The organism is Kitasatospora phosalacinea, assembly GCF_000717185.1.
Lineage (GTDB): Bacteria > Actinomycetota > Actinomycetes > Streptomycetales > Streptomycetaceae > Kitasatospora > Kitasatospora phosalacinea_A.
Window position 1 is genome coordinate 1 of the sequence record NZ_JNYE01000124.1, and the last position, 20,704, is coordinate 20,704.

The 20,704-nt window shown below is 72.3% G+C and carries 17 protein-coding genes; 7 read left to right on the top strand and 10 right to left on the bottom strand.

What is annotated here, in order from left to right:
* Positions 1 to 379: oligopeptide/dipeptide ABC transporter ATP-binding protein (locus OO57_RS33985; RefSeq protein WP_033256631.1), on the top strand; the 379-nt coding region annotated here is incomplete at its 5' end.
* Entirely contained in the window at positions 369 to 1,454 is a 1,086-nt protein-coding gene (locus tag OO57_RS33990) for an ABC transporter ATP-binding protein (protein WP_033256632.1), read from the top strand. The genes OO57_RS33985 and OO57_RS33990, both read left to right, overlap by 11 nt.
* 64 nt (positions 1,455 to 1,518) lie before the next feature.
* On the opposite strand, the gene OO57_RS33995 is transcribed toward OO57_RS33990, so the two are convergent.
* The 10 genes from OO57_RS33995 to OO57_RS34040 form a co-directional block, all read right to left on the bottom strand.
* Complete coding sequence (locus OO57_RS33995) at positions 1,519 to 2,586, bottom strand: ABC transporter ATP-binding protein (protein ID WP_033256633.1); 1,068 nt, start codon at positions 2,584 to 2,586, stop codon at positions 1,519 to 1,521.
* Positions 2,587 to 2,597: 11 nt separating this feature from the next.
* A complete protein-coding gene (locus OO57_RS34000; RefSeq protein ID WP_033256634.1) occupies positions 2,598 to 3,665 on the bottom strand; it encodes an ABC transporter ATP-binding protein in 1,068 nt (355 codons plus the stop codon).
* Positions 3,666 to 3,726: 61 nt separating this feature from the next.
* Entirely contained in the window at positions 3,727 to 4,704 is a 978-nt protein-coding gene (locus tag OO57_RS34005; RefSeq protein WP_033256635.1) for an ABC transporter permease, read from the bottom strand.
* Positions 4,705 to 4,786: 82 nt separating this feature from the next.
* Positions 4,787 to 6,562 (bottom strand): ABC transporter substrate-binding protein, encoded by a 1,776-nt coding sequence (locus OO57_RS34010; RefSeq protein WP_051778611.1) that lies wholly within the window; start codon positions 6,560 to 6,562, stop codon positions 4,787 to 4,789.
* A gap of 89 nt (positions 6,563 to 6,651) precedes the next feature.
* Entirely contained in the window at positions 6,652 to 7,695 is a 1,044-nt protein-coding gene (locus OO57_RS34015) for an ABC transporter permease (RefSeq protein WP_033256636.1), read from the bottom strand.
* 496 nt (positions 7,696 to 8,191) lie between these two features.
* Positions 8,192 to 9,919 carry an ABC transporter family substrate-binding protein gene (locus OO57_RS34020; protein ID WP_033256644.1) on the bottom strand — a complete coding sequence of 576 codons (1,728 nt, stop codon included), beginning with the start codon at positions 9,917 to 9,919 and terminating at the stop codon, positions 8,192 to 8,194.
* Between the two features lie 191 nt (positions 9,920 to 10,110).
* On the bottom strand, positions 10,111 to 12,522 hold the full coding sequence (locus OO57_RS34025) for a peptidoglycan binding domain-containing protein (RefSeq protein WP_033256637.1): 2,412 nt from the start codon (positions 12,520 to 12,522) through the stop codon (positions 10,111 to 10,113).
* 293 nt (positions 12,523 to 12,815) lie between these two features.
* Positions 12,816 to 13,280: a DUF6113 family protein gene (locus OO57_RS34030; protein ID WP_063737708.1), complete on the bottom strand. Its 465-nt coding sequence runs from the start codon at positions 13,278 to 13,280 to the stop codon at positions 12,816 to 12,818.
* On the bottom strand, positions 13,277 to 14,164 hold the full coding sequence (gene mshB / locus OO57_RS34035; RefSeq protein WP_033256638.1) for an N-acetyl-1-D-myo-inositol-2-amino-2-deoxy-alpha-D-glucopyranoside deacetylase: 888 nt from the start codon (positions 14,162 to 14,164) through the stop codon (positions 13,277 to 13,279). Before mshB ends, OO57_RS34030 begins: the two co-directional genes overlap by 4 nt.
* A 69-nt stretch (positions 14,165 to 14,233) precedes the next feature.
* Positions 14,234 to 14,428 carry a DUF2304 family protein gene (locus tag OO57_RS34040; protein ID WP_033256639.1) on the bottom strand — a complete coding sequence of 65 codons (195 nt, stop codon included), beginning with the start codon at positions 14,426 to 14,428 and terminating at the stop codon, positions 14,234 to 14,236.
* 244 nt (positions 14,429 to 14,672) lie between these two features.
* Between OO57_RS34040 and OO57_RS34045 the strand changes: the two genes are divergently transcribed.
* The 5 genes from OO57_RS34045 (at position 14,673) to OO57_RS34065 (ending at position 20,542) form a co-directional block, all read left to right on the top strand.
* Positions 14,673 to 16,790, top strand: coding sequence for a prolyl oligopeptidase family serine peptidase (locus OO57_RS34045; RefSeq protein ID WP_033256640.1), 2,118 nt, complete (start codon positions 14,673 to 14,675; stop codon positions 16,788 to 16,790).
* A gap of 132 nt (positions 16,791 to 16,922) precedes the next feature.
* Positions 16,923 to 17,906 (top strand): ABC transporter ATP-binding protein, encoded by a 984-nt coding sequence (locus tag OO57_RS34050; protein ID WP_033256646.1) that lies wholly within the window; start codon positions 16,923 to 16,925, stop codon positions 17,904 to 17,906.
* Entirely contained in the window at positions 17,903 to 18,625 is a 723-nt protein-coding gene (locus tag OO57_RS34055) for an ABC transporter permease (protein WP_033256641.1), read from the top strand. Before OO57_RS34050 ends, OO57_RS34055 begins: the two co-directional genes overlap by 4 nt.
* Positions 18,626 to 18,633: 8 nt before the next feature.
* The gene (locus OO57_RS34060) at positions 18,634 to 19,899 is read left to right on the top strand and encodes a sensor histidine kinase (RefSeq protein WP_051778613.1); all 1,266 of its coding nucleotides are present in this window, start codon (positions 18,634 to 18,636) and stop codon (positions 19,897 to 19,899) included.
* Positions 19,900 to 19,903: 4 nt separating this feature from the next.
* Positions 19,904 to 20,542 carry a response regulator transcription factor gene (locus tag OO57_RS34065; RefSeq protein WP_106974179.1) on the top strand — a complete coding sequence of 213 codons (639 nt, stop codon included), beginning with the start codon at positions 19,904 to 19,906 and terminating at the stop codon, positions 20,540 to 20,542.
* Positions 20,543 to 20,704: the final 162 nt, after the last annotated feature.

The window sequence follows — 20,704 nt, forward strand, 5'->3', positions numbered from 1 at the left end:
GATCCTGATCACCCACGACCTCGGCGTGGTCGCCGACGTCGCCGACAAGATCGCCGTCATGTACGCGGGCCGGATCGTCGAGACCGCCCCCGTCCACGAGCTCTACGCCCGCCCCGCCCACCCGTACACCCGCGGGCTGCTGGACTCCATCCCGCGGCTCGACCAGAAGGGCCAGGAGCTCTTCGCGATCAAGGGCCTGCCGCCCAACCTGCTGCGCATCCCGCCCGGCTGCGCGTTCAACCCGCGCTGCCCGCGGGCGCAGGACGTCTGCCGGCAGAAGGTGCCGCCGCTGGAGCAGGTGACCGCGGACGACGGGACGCCGCTGCCCGGACGGCGCAGCGCGTGCTTCTTCTGGAAGGAGACCCTCCGTGACGGCTAACGGAGCCACCCCGCTCGGGGCGACCACCCCCGAGGAGGTCGCGTTCGCCCAGGACGTGCCGCGCGGCGAACCCATCCTGGAGGTGCGCGACCTGGTCAAGCACTTCCCGCTGACCAAGGGCGTCCTGTTCAAGAAGCAGGTCGGCGCGGTCAAGGCCGTCGACGGCGTCTCCTTCGACCTGATGCAGGGCGAGACGCTCGGCATCGTCGGCGAGTCCGGCTGCGGCAAGTCGACGCTCGCCAAGGTCCTGATGAACCTGGAGCCCGCCACCGCCGGGTCGGTCAAGTACAAGGGCGAGGAGATCTCGCACCTGTCCGGCGCCGCGCTCAAGGCCGTCCGCCGCAACATCCAGATGGTGTTCCAGGACCCGTACACCTCGCTGAACCCGCGGATGACGGTCGGCGACATCATCGGCGAGCCCTTCGAGATCCACCCCGAGGTCGCGCCGAAGGGCGACCGGCGCAAGGCCGTGCAGGACCTGCTGGACGTGGTCGGGCTCAACCCCGAGTACATCAACCGGTACCCGCACCAGTTCTCCGGCGGCCAGCGCCAGCGCATCGGCATCGCCCGCGGGCTGGCGCTCAAGCCGGAGGTGATCATCTGCGACGAGCCGGTCTCCGCGCTGGACGTCTCGGTGCAGGCCCAGGTGATCAACCTGCTGGAGCAGCTGCAGGGCGAGTTCAACCTGTCGTACATGTTCATCGCGCACGACCTCTCGATCGTCCGGCACATCTCCGACCGGGTCGGCGTGATGTACCTCGGGCGGATGGTCGAGATCGGCACCGACCTGGAGATCTACGACCACGCCACCCACCCGTACACCCAGGCGCTGCTGTCCGCCGTGCCGGTGCCCGACCCGGCCGCGCGCGAGCACCGGGACCGGATCGTGCTGGTCGGCGACGTGCCCTCGCCGGCCAACCCGCCCTCCGGGTGCCGGTTCCGGACCAGGTGCTGGAAGGCGCAGGAGAAGTGCGCCAGGGAGGACCCGGCGCTGACCGTGCGGGACTGGCTGGAGGGGCGGGCCCGGCACGACTCGGCCTGCCACTTCGCGGGCGAGCGGGACAACCTGATCTGAGGACGCGACGACGGAGGGCCCCACCGAACGGATCGGTGGGGCCCTCCGCGGTGCTGCCGGGGGCTCAGACCTCGGCGCGCTGGGCGGGGACGGCGGCCGGAGCGGCGTCCTCGGGGAAGTGGCAGGCCGTCAGGTGGCCCGCCGCGTTGCCGGACAGCTGGACCAGCGGCGGCTCCTCGGAGGCGCACTTCTCCTGCGCCTTCCAGCAGCGGGTGCGGAACCGGCAGCCCGACGGCGGGTTGAGCGGCGACGGGACGTCACCGGTCAGCCGGATCCGCTCGCGGTCGTCGTCCGGGTCGGCCTCCGGGACGGCCGACAGCAGGGCGTGGGTGTACGGGTGCCGGGGCGACTCGTACAGCGACTTGCGGTCCGCGATCTCGACGATCTTGCCGAGGTACATCACCGCGACGCGCTGCGAGAAGTGCCGCACCACCGACAGGTCGTGGGCGATGAACAGGAACGCGATGCCCAGCTCGCGCTGCAGCTCCTGGAGCAGGTTGACCACCTGCGCCTGGATCGACACGTCCAGCGCCGAGACCGGCTCGTCCGCGACGATCAGCTTCGGGCTCAGCGACAGCGCCCGGGCCACGCCGATGCGCTGGCGCTGGCCGCCGGAGAACTCGTGCGGGAAGCGGTTGTAGTGCTCCGGGTTGAGGCCGACCGTCTCCAGCAGCTCCTGCACCCGGCGCTGGACGCCGCCCTTCGGGTTGATGCCGTTGATCTCCATCGGCGCGCCGATGATCGAGCCGACGGTGTGCCGCGGGTTCAGCGAGGAGTACGGGTCCTGGAAGATCATCTGGATCTCGGACCGGATCGGCGCGAGTTCCTTGCGGCTGGCGTGCGTGATGTCCTGGCCGGCGTAGCGGATCTCGCCGCCGGTCGGCTCCAGCAGCCGGGTCACCAGGCGGCCGGTGGTCGACTTGCCGCAGCCGGACTCGCCGACCAGGCCCACCGACTCGCTCGGGAACACCTCCAGGTCCACGCCGTCCACCGCGTGCACCGCGCCGACCTGGCGCTTGAACAGGAAGCCGTCCATCACCGGGAAGTGCTTCTTCAGGCCCGTGATCGACAGCAGCGGGTCACCGGGGCCGACGGCCGGGGAGGCCGGCTTGAGGGTCAGTTCGTTGCTCATGGGAGTGCCTCTCAGCCGAGCCGCGGCTTGATCTGGTCGATGAAGATGTCCTGCCGCTGCACCTGCTTCAGGTGGCAGGCGGCGGCGTGCCCGGTGGCCGGGGACAGCGGCGGGCGCTCCGAGGTGCAGCCGCCGCCGATCACCTCCTCGCGGAAGTCGCAGCGCGGGTGGAACGGGCAGCCGGACGGCAGGTTGATCAGGCTCGGCGGGGTGCCGCGGACCGGCTTCAGCGGGACGTTCACGTCACCGGTCAGGCTCGGCATCGAGGACAGCAGGCCCCAGGTGTACGGGTGCTGGGGGGCCTTCAGCACCTCGCGGACGGTGCCGCGCTCCACGGCCCGGCCCGCGTACATCACCATGATGTCCTGCGCGGTCCGGGCGACTACGCCCAGGTCGTGGGTGATCAGGATGATCGCGGTGCCCATCTCCTGCTGGAGGTCCTTCAGCAGGTCCAGGATCTGGGCCTGCACGGTGACGTCCAGCGCCGTGGTCGGCTCGTCCGCGATGACCAGCTTCGGGTCGCAGACCAGCGACATGGCGATCATCGCGCGCTGGCGCATGCCGCCGGAGAACTGGTGCGGGTAGTCGTCGACCCGGCTGGTGGGCTGCGGGATGCCGACCCGGGTCAGCATCTCGATCGCCCGGTCCCGGGCCTCCTTCTTGGAGGCGCCGGTGTGCTTGCGGTAGGTCTCGCCGATCTGCCTGCCGATGGTGTGGAACGGCGACAGCGCGGTCAGCGGGTCCTGGAAGATCATCGACATCTTCCGGCCGCGGAGCTTCTCCAGCTCCCTGTTCGACGCGCCGACGAGTTCCTGGCCGTCCAGCTTGATCGAGCCGGTGATCTCGGTCCGGTCCGGGTTGTGGAGGCCCAGCACGGCCAGGTTGGTCACCGACTTGCCGGAACCGGACTCGCCGACGATGCCGAGCGTGGAGCCCGGGGCGACGTCGAAGGAGAGGTTGTCCACGGCCCGGACCACGCCGTCCTCGGTGCTGAAGCGGACCGAGAGGTCGCGGACTGAGAGGAACGGCGTGCCGCCGCTGCCGGCGGACACCTCCTCGGGCTTGGCCTGGGTGGTCATGGACTGGGCTCCTCGGTGCGGTACGTGAGGTCGGGACTGCTGGTCGGCCGGGGTGTGGCCGTCAGGCCAGGCGGATGCGCGGGTCGATCAGGGCGTAGGCGGCGTCGACGATGATGTTGAAGAAGACGATCAGGGTGGCGGCCACCACGGTGATGCCGACCAGCAGCGAGAGGTCGGAGTCGCGGAACGAGTGGATCGCCAGCTCGCCGAGGCCCTGCAGGCTGAACGTCGTCTCGGTGATGATGGCGCCGCCGAGCAGCACGCCCAGGTCGATGCCGAAGACGGTGACGATGGTGCCCATCGCGCCGCGCCAGGCGTAGCGCATGAAGACCGAGGTGCCGGACATGCCCTTGGCCCGGGCGGTCCGCACGTAGTCCTCGGACAACTGCTCGACCATCGAGGAGCGGGTCATGCGGGTGTAGTTCGCGGTCCAGATCAGCGACAGCACGATCCACGGCACCAGCAGGCCGCCGGCCCAGCCGATCGGGTTGTCGGTGAACGGGACGTACGTCGGCAGGTCCAGCAGGTCGGTGCTGTAGCACAGCGCCCAGAGGGCGAGCGGGCCGGCCACGTAGATCTGCATCGAGGAGGCCAGCAGCGAGACCGAGCTGGCGATCTTGTCGGTGGCCTTGCCCTGCTTGTGGGCGGCCAGCATGCCGGTGCCGATGCCGACGATCAGGAAGATCACGGCGGAACCGATGGTCAGCGACAGTGTGGTCGGGAAGCGGTTCAGCAGGATGCCGCCGACCAGTTCCTGCTTGGCGAAGGAGTAGCCGAAGCAGGGGGCGGCACAGTGCACGTTGTTGAACGTGCCGCCGGTGAAAATGGTGCTCAGCCAGTTCCAGTACTGGACCGGCCAGGCGTGGTCGAAGCCCATGTCATGCCTGATCAGGGCGAGGTTCTCGGGCGTGCAGGTCTTGCCGCAGTAGAGCCGCGCCGGGTCCGCCGGGATCGCGAAGAACAGCGCATACGTGATCATCGAGACGATCAGCAGGATGACGAGAGCGCCGAGGGTTCGGCGGACGAGGAATCGGAGCATCGGACGGGGCTCTCCTGATCGGGGCGGGACACCGGCAGATCGTGCCGGTGCCCCGCCGTGAGCTACAGCTCGGTGACGACTACTACTTGACGTAGATGTTGAGCGGGGACTGCAGGCCGGCCAGGGTGTCGAACTCGACGCCGCCGAGGCCCGAGCCGTACAGGCTCAGCGAGCGCTGGTAGACGTCCGGGATCGAGACGGCCTTGTCCTGCAGCTGCTTGTCGATCGCGGCCCACGCCTTGCCCTGCGCGACCGGGTCGGCGATCTTCACCGCGGCGTCGATCGCCGAGTTGATCTCCGGGTCGTTCAGGTGGGCGTAGTTGGAGGCACCGTCGGCGATGGCGCGGCCGTCCCAGACCGGCTGCAGCGAGGTGTAACCGGTCGGCCAGTCGGCGCCCCAGCCGCCCCAGTACAGGTCGTACTCGTTGTTGACCTGGCCGATGGCGTCGTAGTAGGTCTTCGCGTCCAGCGGCTTCGGGACGAACTTGAAGCCCGCCTTCTCCAGCGCGTCGCGGATCGCCTCGGTGACCTTCTGCTGGACCGGGGTGTTGTTGTACGCGTAGACGATGGTGGTGCCCACCGCGTTCGCCTCGGTCAGCAGCGCCTTGGCGGCCTCCGGGTCGCCCTGCGGCTTCTTGAGGATGCCGTAGGCGTCGTAGGACTCGTAGCCCAGGACGGTCGGGCTCATGTACGAGGTGGCGTAGTCACCGTAGGAGGTGCCGCCCTGCAGCTGGCGGGTCTGCTGGTGCGGGAACGCCTTGACCAGCGCCTCGCGGACCTTCTGGTCCTTGATGCGCGAGTTGTTGATGTAGTAGTAGTCCACGTACGGGGTCAGGCCCTCGAGGGTGCGGGGCTTGAGCTTCTCGTCGGCCTTGACCTGGTCGATGTAGGTGGTGTGGACCTGGTTGTGGAACGAGAAGGTGTTCTTGTCGTCGCCGTTGTCCGCCATGAAGCGCTCGGTGGACTGCTGCGCCTGGACACCGAAGGCCATGTGCCACTTGTCCGGGTAGGCGTTCCGGATCGGGTCGGTGGCCGGGTCCCAGTTGGGGTTGCGCTCCAGGTCCAGCGAGCGGTCGGTGACGTGCTCGGTGATCTGGTACGGGCCCGAGGAGAACGGCTTCTTGTCGTACTCCTCCTTGGTGTCGTGCGCCTTCGGCACGATGCCGTAACCGGTCATCGCCAGGGTGAAGTTGGCGTCGGTGTGGGCCTCGGGGAAGGTGATGACGACGGTCTTGTCGTCCGGGGTCTGGACGGCGTCCAGCTCCTTGCCGCCGAAGGGGCCCTCGTAGGCGCTGCGGTAGTCGGCGCCCGAGATCCAGGACTGGATGTAGGTCGGGCCGGACTTGATGAACGAGGCGTAGGTGCGCTCGATCGAGTACTTGACGTCCGCCGAGGTGATCGGGGAGCCGTCCTGCCACTTCACGCCGTCCTTCAGCGTGAACTTCCAGGTCTTGCCGCCGTCGGTGGTGGTGCCGGTGTCGGTGGCGAGGTCGCCGACCAGCTTCTGGGTGCCGTCCTCGGCGGTCTTGTAGCCCGTCAGCTGACGGGTGAAGAGCAGCGAGACCTCGGCGTTGTAGTTCATGTAGATCTGGGCCGGGTCGAGGTGCGAGAAGTCGTCGCGGTCGATCATGTTGACCGTGCCGCCCTTCTTCGCGCCCGGCTCGGCGGCGGCCGGGCCCTTCGAGTCCTCGGCGGTGCCGACCGAGATCGAGGTGGCCTTGACCGGGGCCTTCGAGGCGCCGGCGGTGCTCTTGCCGCTGCCGTCGCTGTTGCTGTGGCCGCTGGAGCACGCCGTGGTGACGGTCAGGGCCCCGGCCACGAGAATGGCGGCCGCGAGCCGCGTCTTGCGAGAGCTCATCTTCATCCTGCCTGGGATAGTTGTGCGGAAATCTTCGTGGGTGTGCCCGGGGCCTGGCTTTCCGGTCCCCCCGGAGTCTTGAGGGCCTGTCAGCGGTTGGTCTTCGGGTCGAACGCGTCCCGGACGGAGTCGCCGAGCAGGTTGAAGGCCAGAACGAACAGCACCATGGCGAGGCCCGGGAAGAGCAGGAAGGTGACGTCGGTCCGGAGGAAGCCCGAGGCGTCCGCGATCATCCGGCCCCAGTCCGGGGTCGGCTCGGAGACGCCGACGCCCAGGTAGGAGAGGCCGGCCTCGGCGGTGACGAAGGCGGGCAGCGCGAGGGTGGACTGCACCAGGATCGGGGTCCACAGGTTGGGCAGGATCTCCTTGAAGATGATCCGTGCGGGGGAGGCGCCGGTGACCTTGGCGGCCTCGATGAACTCGCGCTCGCGCAGCGACAGCGACACGCCGCGCAGGATGCGGGCCAGACCCATCCAACCGAGCAGCGAGAGCACCAGGGTGACCGAGACGAACGGCAGCCAGTCCGGGTTCTTCTCGTCCGAGTTCACCAGCAGGCTGGTGACCACCGGCATGGTGGCGATCAGGAAGATCTGCGACGGGAAGGACATCAGGACGTCGATGACCCGGCCGATGAAGTAGTCGGTCTTGCCGCCGAGGTAGCCGGCCGCGATGCCCAGCGCGACACCGATCACGGTGGTCAGCAGCGAGGTGGCGACCGCGATGATCAGCGAGGTGCGGATGCCGTAGATCAGCAGCATCATCACGTCACGGCCGAGGCCGGGCTCCAGGCCGAACCAGAAGTCGCCGCTCATGCCGCCGTTGGGCCCGGTGGGCAGACCGGAGTCGGTCAGCAGGCTGACGTCCTCCTGGCCGTAGTGGGCCTCCGGGTTCTTGCCGTAGAGCATGGCGATGAGCGGGGCGAAGACCGCCACCGCGACGAAGAGCAGCACCACGCACGCGCTCACCACGCCGGTGCGGTCGCGGAGGAAGCGGCGCCACATCAGCTGCCCGGGAGAGAGGCCGCGGAAGCCCGGATCGCCGGGTGCGTCGGTCGTGGCGTTGTCCGCGAGGTCCGACGTCGACCCGGGACGGGAGGTGTTCCCGTCCGTCGTGGCCCCAGTAGGCGTCGTCATGGTGCTAAAGCTCCCGACCGTGGTCCGTGCAGAAGCAAGGAGTAAGAACTTGGATGAATGGACTCTTGCAAGTCGTTTATCGAACGTCAAGAGTTCCTCAGTTGTCGATGGCCCATTTCCTCCTTCGTGCTGGAATGTCAACCACTTCGTAGTTCTCGGACTCTTGACACCGGCTCAGCGAGACGGTCAAAACCGGACAAACTCGATCAAGCGCCGTTCACATGTCCGTAACGATGCACGGTCGGCTCCGCTATCAGGACGTCGGGTTCGCGGGTCCGGTCGAATGACGCGCGTAGAGCCGATGTCCGTTTTGGTGGCATTCACCGCACTTGGCGGGTGCAATTGAGTGTCCGATAATCGGACACCGGTGTTTTCGGGCGTGCCGAGGCGAATTCATGGGTAGGGGTCCCCCAATTCGGGCGGTGCGCGGGGCGCCGCCCGACTGGCATTTTCCCGCCATTGGCGAGTCCTCGCCGCGGCGTTACCGCCGCGGTTGTTACTTCACGAAGCCGATGTTCTCGTACACGACATCGCCGAGCCCGGCGGCGCCGATGTTGGCGAGTTCCTTGCGCACCCCGTAGATGGCCGGGCGCTGGTACAGCGGGACGAGACCTGCGACCTGCCAGGCCTCCGAGTCGGCGCGGTTGAGCGCCGCGGTCTCCTCGTCGACGGTGTCGGCCTTGGCGGCGTCCGCCATCGCCTTGTCCAGCGCCTTGCTGCCGACCTGGGCCCAGTTGGAGCCGGAGTCCTGCTGGAAGGTGCTGATCGAGTTGGAGACCGGGAAGGGCGTGCCCAGCAGGGAGAAGGAGGTCAGGTCGAAGTCGTGCTTGTAGACGTAGCCGTCGAAGTACTCGCCGGCCGGCACGGACTTGACCTGGACGGTCACCCCGACCGCGGCGAGCATCCGGGTGACCTCCTCGCTCTCGTTCTCCGCCAGGTTGTTCGCGGCCGGCGCCACGTAGCGCAGCACCAGCTCCTTGCCGTCCTTGCTGCGGACGCCGTCGGGCCCCGGCTTCCAGCCCAGCGCGTCCAGGGTGGCCCTCGCGGCGTTCGGGTCGAAGCGGCTCAGGCCGTTGGAGTTGTCCTGGTAGCCGTGCTGGGAGGGCACCAGGAAGTGGTTGTTCATCGGCACGTACGGCCAGTCCAGGCCGGCCAGGTCGGTGCGGGTGATTTCGGCCCGGTCGATCGCCTGGACCAGCGCCTGGCGCAGCCGGGCGTCCTCCAGCAGCGGGCTCCTGCCGTTGAGTACCAGGTGCCGCAGGTTGGGGCCGCCGGCCCGGCGGACCTCGCCGCCCTCGGTGGACCGGATCAGCTCGTAGCCCTCGGTGTTGGGGCCGTTGTTGTAGAAGTCGATCTCGCCCGCGGCGAAGGCCTGCGGCATCGCGTCGGTGTCGTACGCCTTGAAGACGATCCGGTCCAGCAGCGGCTTGTCACCCCACCAGTCCGGGTCGGCGACCGCGGTGACGGTGCGCGCCCCGGGGTCCAGCGCGCCCAGCTCGAAGGGGCCCGCGGTGACCGGGATGCGGTTCTTGAAGGAGGTGTTGAACAGCTCGGGGGAGGAGACGTACTTCGCGGGCAGCAGCGGGGCGTTGCCGGCGTTGTTGAACATCGCCTGCCACTCCGAGTACGGCTCCTTGAAGGTCATCACGGCCTGGAAGTCGTCCTGGCCGCGGACCACGCTCTCCACCTGGTCGAAGCCGTTGGTGGTGGCGGTCTTGTACCCCGGGTCCCGCCCGTTCAGCGCCTGCCAGTTGGCCTGCAGGTCGCGCCAGGTGATCGGGGCGCCGTCGGACCAGTGGGCCTTCGGGTTGAGCGTCCACACCACGACCTGCCTGCCCTGCCGCTGCTCGCTCTCCGCGTCGAGCAGGAAGGCCGGGTTGGGGGTCTGCACGCCGCCCGCGTCGGAGCGCCAGAAGGTCGGCAGCAGCGACTTGACCACGTCGTTGGTGGACGCCTCGGAGCCGTCCGCCTGGACCGGGTTCCACTGGGTGGAGTACTGGTCGATCGCCCAGGTCAGGGTGCCGCCCCGGCGCAGGTCGTCGCGCGGGCGGGCGTTCATCTCCTGCTGGGTCATCCGGGGCGCGTCCCCGCCCGCCGCCGCTGCCGCCCGGCCGGGCCCGCCGCCGGCGGCGGAGCCCGCGGTGGAACTGCAGGAGCACAGCGCGAGGGACAGCGCCGCCACCGTGGCGGTCAGGGCGAGCGGGAGGAAGCGGGGTCTCGGCACGCGGCACATCTTGCGTACCGGCGAACTGACTTGTCGACCTGCGGCGGATCAAGGATTGGTAACGCGACGTGGCCGCGCGGTTGCGGCGTCCGTTTCGTCCTGTTCCGTGACGCCAGTGGCGAGGACTCGCCAGCGGGCCGGGCCGGGGCGCCCGTCCAGCGCCCCGGCCCGGCAACCCGGTTGACGGGGCGTCAGGCCGGGATCTTGACCGTGCGCTCCTTGCCGGTCTTGGTGACGCCCTGGCCGATCGCGTCGGCCACGTCCTGGGTGGTGACCGGCACCTGCTGGCCGTTCTTGGTGGTCCTCACCTTGTCGAAGACGGTGCCGACCGCGGACGCCAGCTGGTCCATGTCCCACTTCAGCACCACGTTGCCGGTCGCGTCCGGCACCAGCGTCAGCGCCCGGGAGGCCGTGTTGGGGCCGAAGGAGAACTGGTGGGTGCCCGACACCACCGTGACCTTGCCCGCGAGCACCTGCTTGCCCAGGCCGTCGGCGGCGGCCTGCAGCACGTCCTGGCCGACCTTCGGCTGGGCGTCGGCGACCGGCAGCACCACCTCGGCGTCCGGCTTCCCGGCCGCCCGGCCGCGGTACGCCTGCTCCACCAGGGCGACGGCCGCCGCCGAGTCCAGCGCCTTGCCGCCGGTGCCCGGCACCACCTCGGCGCCCCCGTCGGTGAACCGGACGTAGCCCTCCTGCAGGCTCTGCCCGGACTTCGCGCCCAGGTCGTCCAGCGCCACCTTCAGCTTCGCCCGGTCGACCCGCACCTGCGGCTCGACCGCCTTGGCGTTGCCGGTCAGCGAACCCAGCACCTCGACCGGGTTGTAGCTGTGTTCGGTCAGCGCGTCCACCGTCGCCGTGGTGTCGAAGCTCAGGCCGGCGCTCGCCGGGTCCAGGGTGACCGACCGGTCGCCGATCTTCAGCCGGACCGGCTGCTGCCCGACCTTGGCCACCGTGCCGTCCAGCACCTTCACGGCCTGGTCGCGGGAGTCGCCGCCGATGTCGGTGCCCAGCACCGTGGTGCCCTTCGGGATGTCCGACTGGTTCATCATCAGGCCCGCGCCGTACGCCGCCGCACCCAGGAACAGCACGCCGCCGAGACCGGTCACCACCAGCTTCTTGCCGCGGCCGCCCTTCTTCTTGGCGGACGACGCGGCGGGGGCGGCCGGGGCTGCCGGGGCGGCGGGCGCGGCCGTCGGCCCGCCGGCCGGCGGCTGGGCGGCCGGGGCCTGCTCGCGCTTGGGCGCGGCCGCCCGCGGACCGCCCGGGAACGGCTGCGCGGCGGGCTGGTCGGCGAACCGGCCGCCGCCGTCGCCACCGGTCGCCGGACGGGGCTTGGCGCCGTCCGCGAACGGGTCGGCGAAGGGGTCGTCCGCGGAGCCCGGGGCCTTCAGGAACAGCTGGGTGGTCGGCGGGTCGGCGAACAGTTGCGTGGTCGGCGGGTCCGCGAACAGCTGGGTGGTCGGCGGGTCCGGTATGCCGGCGCCCGGGGCCGGCTCCTCGCCGGTGACCGGGTCGAAGCCGCCGATCTGGGTGTCCTCCGGCTCCCCGGCGGCGGCCCGCGGCGGCAGGCCGCCGCCGGGCTGCGGGGACGCCGCGAACGGGTCCTGGGAGGGCTGGCCGCCGGGGTGCGGCTGCCCGCCGGGGTGCGGCTGGGCGAACGGGTCCTGCGGGGCGGCCGCGAAGGGGTCCTGCGGGGCCGCGAACGGGTCACCGGCTGCGGCGGCGGGGGGCTGCGGCCGGGCGAACGGGTCCTGGGAGGCGGCCGCGAAGGGGTCCTGCGGGGCGGACCGCGGGCCGTCGGGGAACTGCTCCCGGGCGCTCCGGGGCTGCGGGGACGCCGCGAACGGGTTCTGCGGGGCGGCCGCGAAGGGGTCCTGCGGGGGCGCCGCGAACGGATCCTGGGGGGACGCCGCGAACGGGTCGCGTCCCGCCGCGGCGGGACGCTCGTCCTGGCGCGGCAGCGGGTGGCCGCCGGTGCGGGAGGACGCCGCCGGGTCGGCCGGGGCGAACGGCGAGGCGGGCGCGCCGGACGGGCGCGGGGCTGCCTGCGGGGCGCCCGCGGAGGGCTGCGGGGCGGCCCGGTCGGGCCCGGCCGGGGCCGCGGGGGCGGCGGCCGCCGGGGCGGACTCCTGGCGGCCCTTCTGGCGCGGCTTGAACCACTCGCCGGTGGACTCCGACTCGGAGGGCTTCGCGCCCGGCCGGGGCGCGGTCGGCTCCTGCCACTCCGGCGGCAGGTTCGGCGGGGTCGCGGTGCGGCCCCCGGCGTCCATCACGCCGAGCACCGGGTCACCGGCGCCGCCGCGGTGGCGCGGGCCGGACGGCTCCGCGGGCTTCTCGTCCTTGACCTTGCTCTGCACCACGACCGGCGGGATCGGCCGCGAACCGGGGATGTTGATCCGCACCCGGGTGGTCAGCGTGGTCTCCGTCGTCTTCGGCGCGTCGGCCCCGTCGGGGCGCGCGCCGGGCGCGGGCCGTCCGGCGGCAGGGTCCGCGCCGATCCCACCGGGCACGCCGGTGCCGTACGGCGGGGTGCCCGACGGGTACGCGTCGGGGGCGCCGCGGCGGGGCTGCGGGTGGGCGTTGTCAGATTCGCGGCTGCTCAATGCTGCTCTGCTCCGGGTTCGCGGCCGGGCCGGCCGGGCCGTCCGCTGGGTATGGGGCGGGTGACAGCCGGACGACGGCGTGCGGCGTGCGGCGGGCCGACCTGCCCCGGGGACTCAGCTGTTCACGTGTCGGCTGCGGCGAGCGCCCCGCCACGCGAGTGGTGCCGAAGCTACCCTCCGGCCCGGCCGGGCCGGACAGGGGGGTGGCCCGCCGGGGCACCACCTTACCGACAAGGCTTCCGGGCCGTCGGGCGACCGGTGGATCCGGTTGGTCCGGATCGTCCCGGTACGTGCTAGCGGTCGCCGTCCTTGACGGTCCGTCGGGGCTCCGGCGCCGGTGCGCCGAACAGGAACCCGGAGCGGGTCGGCAGGGTCGCGCAGACCACCCCGAGCAGCGCGCCGCCGAACAGGTACAGGTACGCGGACGCCGTCGCGGAGAGCACCAGGTCACCCTCCGGCCGGGGCGCCAGCAGCACCGCCAGCACCACGAACCAGCCGCCCAGCGCGCACCCCGCGCCGAGCTTGGTGCCGGTCGCCCGCAGCCCCCCGTAGAACAGCCCGCCGCAGGCCGCCAGGGCCAGGACCACGCCGAAGCCGCCCCACAGGGTCTGCACGAAAGCTCCGCACACCGAGACCGCGGCACCGAGCAGGAACAGCACGACGTACGCGGCGATCCGCGGGCCGCGCGGCGGCAGCGGCTCGGCCAGGCGCTGCCCGCGGGTGCCGAGCAGGACGTGCAGGACCTCCAGCGGCCTCACAGCTCCACCCCCGCGAACAGGTCGGTCTCCGGGACGCCGGGGCCGAGCGCGCCGCGCACCAGCTCGTAGTGCTCGGCGGCCAGCAGCGGCTGCCCGAGGTTGTTGCTGAGTGCGAAGTGGCGGCCGGCCACGGTGATCTGGGTCGCGTGCGCCCGCATCGCGGCGGCCTTCGCCGCGGCGTGCGCGGCGTTGTCCAGGACGGTGGTGACCAGCCGGTCGTCCACCACGCCCGGGACCTGGTCGACCGGAGCGGTGCCCGGGAACGGCGCCTCGGCGGCGGTCTCCGCCAGCGCGGCCTCGATCACCGAGCGGGGCATCCGGTTGTAGTAGACCTTGGCGATCCGCCAGGGCTCGCCCAGCTCCGGGCGGAACGCCGGGTCGGCGGCCAGCTCGTGGCCGCGCAGCGCCACCCGGTGCGCCTGGATGTGGTCGGGGTGGCCGTAGCCGCCGTTCTCGTCGTACGTCACCAGCACCTGCGGCCGGACCTCGCGGATCACCCCGGCCAGCAGGCCGGCCGCCTCGTCCACGTCCGCCCGCCAGAAGCAGGACGGGTCGTCGTTGTCCGCGACGCCCATCATCCCGGAGTCCCGCCAGCGGCCCGCGCCGCCCAGGAAGCGGTGGTCGGTGACGCCCAACTCGCGCATCGCGGCGGCGAGTTCGCCGATCCGGTACTCGCCCAGGGTGTTGTCGCGGTCCTGCGCCAGGTGCGCCAGCTCCGGCGGGATCACCTCGCCGCCCTCGCCCAGCGTGCAGGTCACCAGCGTGACCCGGACGCCCTCGGCCGCGTACCGGGCCATGGTCGAGCCGTTGTTGATCGACTCGTCGTCGGGGTGGGCGTGCACCAGCAGCAGCCCGCGCGCGTCGGCCGGGGGTACGGAGGTCATGCCTGGCAGCTTAGACCGACCGGCCCGCCCGGAGGGGACGCCCCGGGCGGGCCGCACGCGTGCGCCGGGTCAGAGGTTCAGCCCGTTGAGCATCCCGGCCAGGTTGGCCGTCACCTGCTGGATCGACGGCGCGATCGAGCTGCCCGCCAGGTAGAAGCCGAGCAGCGCGCACACCAGCGCGTGGCTCAGTTTCAGGTTCGACCGGCGGACCAGGACCACGACCACGACCAGCATCAGCAGGACGGCGGAGACGGACAAAGCCATGACGGCTCACACCCTTCCTCGGGTGCGCGGCCCCGGGGACGGGGCAGCGGGGGGAACGATGGTCAACTGATACCCGATCAGTGACGCCCGGATGACTTTCCGTGACCCCTCCCGGGGTGTCGCGCCGCACGTCCGGACCCGCTCCGTCCCCGGTCAGCGGCCCTCCGAACGGCCGTACGCCGCCGTACGGGTGAGCTGCGCCGAACGGGTGGCCGGACGCGGCCGGAGCCGTAGGGTCAGCCCCATGACGACCGAGAAGCCGCACGACACCTTCCCCCGGCAGTACGCCCGCACCGGGCGCTTCACCGCGGGCGCGCCCCGCTCGTTCAGCATCTCCCCGGACGGCGCCCGGGTGCTGTTCCTGCGCTCCCGCGGCGAGCAGCGGCCCGCCAACCTGCTGTGGCGCCTCGACGTCGCCACCGGCGCGGAGAGCGTCCTCGCCGACCCCGAGGCGCTGCTCGGCGGCGGCGCGGAGGAGCTGTCCGCCGCCGAGCGGGCCCGCCGCGAGCGCAGCCGGGAGACCTCCGCCGGGATCGTCGGCTACGCCCTGGACGCGGCCGGCCGCACCGCCGCCTTCGCGCTCTCCGGGCGGCTGTTCGCGGTCGACACCGCCAGCGGCGCGGCCCGCGAACTGCCCGCCGCCACCCCGCTGCTGGACCCGCGGCCCAGCCCCGACGGCGCGCACGTCGCGTACGCCACCCCGGGCGGCGAGCTGCGGGTGAGCGCCGCCGACGGCAGCGGCGACCGGCTGCTGGCCGGGCCCGAGGCGGACGGGGTCAGCTGGGGGCAGGCCGAGTTCATCGCGCAGGAGGAGATGGGCCGCGACCGCGGCCACTGGTGGGCCCCCGACAGCAGCGCGCTGCTGGCCGCCCGGGTCGACGACACCCCGGTGCGCCGCTGGTGGATCGCCGACCCGGCCAACCCCGGCCGCCCGCCGGTCGAGGTCGCCTACCCGGCGGCCGGGACGCCCAACGCCGAGGTCGGGCTCTGGCTGCTCGGCCTGGACGGCACCCGCACCGAGATCCGCTGGGACCGCGCGGCGTACCCGTACCTGGCCCGGGTGCACTGGTCGGCGGGCGGGCCGCCGCTGCTCCAGGTGCAGGCCCGCGACCAGCGCGAACAGCTGGTCCTGGAGGCCGACCCCGCGACCGGGGCGACCACCGTGCTGGTCACCGAGCGGGACGCGGACTGGCTGGAGCTGTTCGGCGGCGTGCCGGTGCGCCGGGCCGACGGGCAGCTGGTGCGGATCACCGACCGGGACGGTGCCCGCGTCCTGACCGTCGGCGAGAAGGCGCTCACCGACGCCGGACTGCACGTCCGCTCGGTGCTCGGCACCGACGGCGAGGACGTGCTGTTCACCGCCTCCGCCGGGGCCGCCGAGTTCGAGCGCCGCCCGCCCGGCTGGCTCGGCGTCTTCGAGGCCGGGCCGGACGGCGTGCGGGAGGTCGGCGACGGCGCGCTCGGCGCGGTGCGCGGCGCGGGCACCACGGTGCTCACCACCGCCGACCCGCTGCGCCCCGGCTCCACCGTCACCGTGCACCGCGAGGGCGCCGAACCGCTGCGGGTCGCCTCGCACGCGGCGACCCCGCTGATCACCGCCCGGCCGGTGTTCCGGTTCGCGGGCGAGCGGCGGATCCCCTGCGCGGTGCTGCTGCCCACCGGCTACGACCCCGACGTCGACGGCGAGCTGCCCGTCCTGATGGACCCGTACGGCGGCCCGCACGGGCAGCGGGTGGTGCAGGCGCACAACCCGCACCTGGTCTCGCAGTGGTTCGCCGACCAGGGCTTCGCGGTGATCGTCGCCGACGGGCGCGGCACCCCCGGGCACAGCCCCGGCTGGGAGAAGTCGATCAACCGGCGCACCGCCGAGGTCTCCGTCCAGGACCAGGTCGACGCGCTGCACGCGCTCGCCGAGCAGTTCCCGCTCGACCTGGCCAGGGTCGCGATCCGCGGCTGGTCGTACGGCGGCTACCTGGCCGCCGCCGCGGTGCTCCGCGCACCGGACGTCTTCCACGCCGCGGTGGCCGGGGCGCCCGTCACCGAGCACGACCTGTACGACACCCACTACACCGAGCGCTACTACGGCGACCCGAACGCCGAGCCCGAGGTCTACCGGGCCAACTCGCTGGTGGAGATGGCCCCTTCGCTGCGCCGGCCGCTGATGGTCGTGCACGGCCTCGCCGACGACAACGTGGTGGTCGCGCACAGCCTGCGGCTGTCCACCGCGCTGCTCGCCGCCGGGCGCCCGCACACCGTGCTGCCGCTGTCCGGGGTGACCCACATGACCCCGCAGGAGCAGGTCGCGGAGAACCTGCTGCTGCTCCAGGTCCGCTTCCTGAAGGAGTCGCTCGGCCTGCTGTGACGGCCGCCGTCACGGCCCGCCCGTGACATCCGTCATGCGGAGGCCACGACGGCGGGCACTGCCGCGGACACCCCCGTTCCGAGGAGCCTTGAGGAGTCGGAAGAAGGACGACTTCGAAGGGACTTGGTCCAGATGGCGACGGGAACGGGGGAGGTCGCGGCCTTCCGGAACGTCAGCAAGAGCTACGGCCGGGTGAAGGCGGTGAACGGCCTCGACCTGGTGCTGCGACCCGGCGAGACGGTCGCCCTGCTCGGCCCGAACGGCGCGGGCAAGTCCAGCAGCCTCGACCTGCTGCTGGGCCTGCGCGAACCCGACAGCGGCACCGTCGAACTGTTCGGCGGCACCCCGCGGGCCGCGATCACGGCCGGCCGGGTCGGCGCGATGCTGCAGAGCGGCGGCCTGATGAGCGACGTCAAGGTCCGCGAGATCGTCGAACTGGCCTGCAGGGTCCACCCCCGCGGCCACGGCGTCGACCGGGTGCTGGCCACCGCCGGGATCACCGAACTCGCCGACCGCCGGGTCGACAAGCTCTCCGGCGGCCAGGAGCAGCGCGTCCGCTTCGCCCTCGCGGTGGCCGGGGCCAACGACCTGATCGTCCTGGACGAACCCACCACCGGCATGGACGTCTCGGTCCGCCGCCAGTTCTGGGACGCCATGCGCGCCCAGGCCGACGCCGGGCGCACCGTGCTGTTCGCCACCCACTACCTGGAGGAGGCCGACTCCGTCGCCGACCGCGTCCTGGTCCTGCACCGGGGCCGGCTGATCGCCGACGGCTCCTCCGCCGAGATCAAGGCCCGGGCCGGGGCCCGCCGGATCGGCTTCGAGCTGCACCCCGCCGACGGCGCCCCCGCCGGCCCCGACTTCGACGAGGCGGTGCTGCGCGCCCTGCCCGGCACCGTCGGCCTGGACGTCAGCACCCGCGCCGACGGCGTGCGCACCGTCCGGATCCGCTCCGCCGACGCCGACGCGGGCGTCGCCGCGCTGTACGCGGCGGGCTACCACCCGCGCGGGCTGGAGGTCACCAGCCTCGGCCTGGAGCAGGCGTTCCTCACCATCACCGGGGAGCAGGACCGCACCGAGAGCCGCACCGAGAGCGAAGAGGAGTACGTCCGATGACCACCCTGGTCCGGCTGGAGATCCTGCGCACCCTGCGCAACAAGCGGTACCTGATGTTCACCGTGCTCTACCCCGCCCTGCTGTACGTCTTCTTCATCAGCGCCTACGGCAACGGCGGCACGGTGGCGAACGGGGTCGCCGCCAAGTCGTACTTCATGGTCTCGATGGCCACCTTCGGCGCGGTCGGCGCCGTCCTGACCGGCTCCGCGCAGCGCATCTCGCTGGAGCGCAAGAGCGGCTGGACCCGCCAGCTGCGGCTCACCGCCCTGCCCGGCCGCGCCTACACCCTCGGCAAGATCGCCGCCTGCGCGGTCACCACGCTGCCCGCGATCGTCGTGGTCTTCGCGATCGGCGCGGTCGAGGGCGTCGACCTCACCGCCGTCCAGTGGCTCGGCCTGGCCGCCGCCCTGTGGCTCGGCAGCTTCGTCTTCGCCGCGCTCGGCGTCGCCCTCGGCTACGCCGCCGAACCGGACGCCGTCCAGCCCGTCGTGATGATCGTCTACATGCTGATGGCGCTGTTCGGCGGCACCTGGTTCCCGGTCAGCGACTCGCTGAGGACCTACGCCCGGTTCAACCCGGTCTACGACTACAACCAGCTGGCCTCGTTCGTCCACGGCGAGGGCGTGGCGGCCCTCCCGATCGTCGCGCTCGCCGCCTTCCTGGTGCTGTTCACCGCCGCCGCGGCCGCCCTGTACCGCAAGGACGCGCGGCGGGCATGATGGCCCGCATGCAGAACACCGCACCGGCCCGCCACCCCGAGCAGGACGGGGAGGACGGGCCGGACGGCCGCTGGGCCACGTACCCCGGCGCGCCCGTCGACACCCGGCGGCAACTGCTGGCCAAGCTCGCCTGGACGTCCATCTGGGCGCTCTACCTGGCCTACCCCGTCCAGGACCTGACGACCGGCCAGCACTCCCCGGCGGCGAGCGCCGCCGGGGGCGTCGCGCTGGCGGCCTTCCTGGCCTGCTACCTGTCGCTGATCGTGATCCGCAACCACCCGGGCTTCCGGCGGGCCCGGCGCTACCTGCCGCTCGCCCTGATGGCCGCGATCGCCGTCGTCACCTCGTACGCCCTGGGCGAGGCCTGGCTGACCCTGTTCACGTACACCTCGGTGTGCGCCTCGGTGATCCTCCCCGGCCGCTACGGCCTGGTCGGCGTCCTCGGCACCACCGGCCTCTTCGCCCTCGTCGGGCTCACCAGCGGCGCCGACGCCGAGACCCTGGTCAGCATCGGCCTGCCCTGCCTGATGGCCGGACTCGCCATGCTCGCCATGCAGCGCCTGGTCGCCACCATGCGCGAACTGCGCGAGGCCCGGGCCGCCGTCGCCCACCTCGCCGCCTCCGAGGAACGGCTGCGCCTCGCCCGCGACCTGCACGACCTGCTCGGCCACTCGCTCTCGCTGATCGCCATCAAGGGCGAACTCACCGGACGCCTGATGGACGCCGGGAAGACCGACGCCGCCCGCGCCCAGGTCGCCGACATCGAGCAGGTCGCCCGGCAGTCCCTCGCCGACGTCCGCAGCGCCGTCAGCGGCTTCCGCCGCCCCACCCTGCCGGTCGAACTCGCCGCCGCCCGCACCGCGCTGTCGGCCAGCCAGATCGCCCTCGACGCCGACCCCCGGCTCGCCGAGGACCGCCCCGGCCTCGGCGCCGAGGAGTCCGGCGTGCTCGCCTGGGCGCTGCGCGAGGCCGTCACCAACGTCGTCCGGCACGGCGCCGGGGCCACCCGGTGCACCGTCCACCTCGACGAGACCTGGGAGGAGGACGGCCGCTACGCCGTCCTGGAGGTCGTCGACAACGGCGCCGGACCGGGCAAGTCCGGTGCCGGGAACGGCCTTTCCGGCCTCGGCGAGCGCCTGGAGCAGGTCGGCGGACGCCTGGACGCCGGCCCCGCCGACCGCGGCCGGGGCTTCCGGCTGCGCGCCCTCGTCCCGCTGCGGCCCGGCCCCAGCGGGGAGGCCTCCGGGGGCGAACGCCCGGGCGGGGAAGGGTAATAGGCTGCCCGACGTGACGGACGGAACGGGTGGACGACCGGTGCGAGTGCTGCTCGCCGAGGACCAGGGCATGGTGCGGGAGGCGCTCGCCGCGCTGCTCTCGCTGGAGGACGACCTGGAGGTGGTCGCCCAGGTCTCCCGCGGCGACGAGGTCGCGGCCGCGGTGACCGAGCACCGGGTCGACGTCGCTGTCCTCGACATCGAGATGCCCGGCATGACCGGCATCGACGCCTGCGCGGAGGTCCGGCGGGCCCGGCCGCAGACCAAGGTCGTCATCGCCACCACCTTCGGGCGGCCCGGCTACCTGCGCCGGGCGATGGAGTCCGGGGCCGACGCCTTCCTGGTCAAGGACGCCCCCGCCGCGGAACTCGCCGAGGCGATCAGGCGGGTGCTGCGCGGCGAGAAGGTCATCGACCCCACGCTCGCCGCGGCCGCCCTCTCGGAGGGGGCCAACCCGCTCACCGGCCGCGAGCGCGACGTGCTGGCCGCCGCGGCGGACGGCGCGGTGAACGCGGAGATCGCGGCCCGGCTGCACCTCTCCGAGGGCACGGTGCGCAACTACCTGTCGATGGCGATCCAGAAGACGGCGGCCCGCAACCGGGCGGAGGCGGTGCGGGTCGCGCGGGAGAAGGGCTGGCTGTGAGGGGAGGCCGGGGGCGCTAGTGCCGCGTCAGGCGTCGTGACGGGCGAAGGTTGCCTGACGCGGCACTAGATGATTGATGCCAAGGGCTAGACGAGTAGTTCCGAAGTGGGTCAGTGGTCGTAGGCGATGAGTGATCGGGTGACGGGTTGGCCGGTGGTGCGG

What these genes read in the sequence shown, in the direction of transcription:
- OO57_RS33995 (WP_033256633.1), bottom strand. Translation starts at nt 2,586, where the DNA reads ATGAGCAACGAACTGACCCTCAAGCCGGCCTCCCCGGCCGTCGGCCCC.
- OO57_RS34000 (WP_033256634.1), bottom strand. Translation starts at nt 3,665, where the DNA reads ATGACCACCCAGGCCAAGCCCGAGGAGGTGTCCGCCGGCAGCGGCGGC.
- OO57_RS34005 (WP_033256635.1), bottom strand. Translation starts at nt 4,704, where the DNA reads ATGCTCCGATTCCTCGTCCGCCGAACCCTCGGCGCTCTCGTCATCCTG.
- OO57_RS34010 (WP_051778611.1), bottom strand. Translation starts at nt 6,562, where the DNA reads ATGAGCTCTCGCAAGACGCGGCTCGCGGCCGCCATTCTCGTGGCCGGG.
- OO57_RS34015 (WP_033256636.1), bottom strand. Translation starts at nt 7,695, where the DNA reads ATGACGACGCCTACTGGGGCCACGACGGACGGGAACACCTCCCGTCCC.
- mshB (WP_033256638.1), bottom strand. Translation starts at nt 14,164, where the DNA reads ATGACCTCCGTACCCCCGGCCGACGCGCGCGGGCTGCTGCTGGTGCAC.
- OO57_RS34040 (WP_033256639.1), bottom strand. Translation starts at nt 14,428, where the DNA reads ATGGCTTTGTCCGTCTCCGCCGTCCTGCTGATGCTGGTCGTGGTCGTG.
- OO57_RS34045 (WP_033256640.1), top strand. Translation starts at nt 14,673, where the DNA reads ATGACGACCGAGAAGCCGCACGACACCTTCCCCCGGCAGTACGCCCGC.
- OO57_RS34050 (WP_033256646.1), top strand. Translation starts at nt 16,923, where the DNA reads ATGGCGACGGGAACGGGGGAGGTCGCGGCCTTCCGGAACGTCAGCAAG.
- OO57_RS34055 (WP_033256641.1), top strand. Translation starts at nt 17,903, where the DNA reads ATGACCACCCTGGTCCGGCTGGAGATCCTGCGCACCCTGCGCAACAAG.
- OO57_RS34060 (WP_051778613.1), top strand. Translation starts at nt 18,634, where the DNA reads ATGCAGAACACCGCACCGGCCCGCCACCCCGAGCAGGACGGGGAGGAC.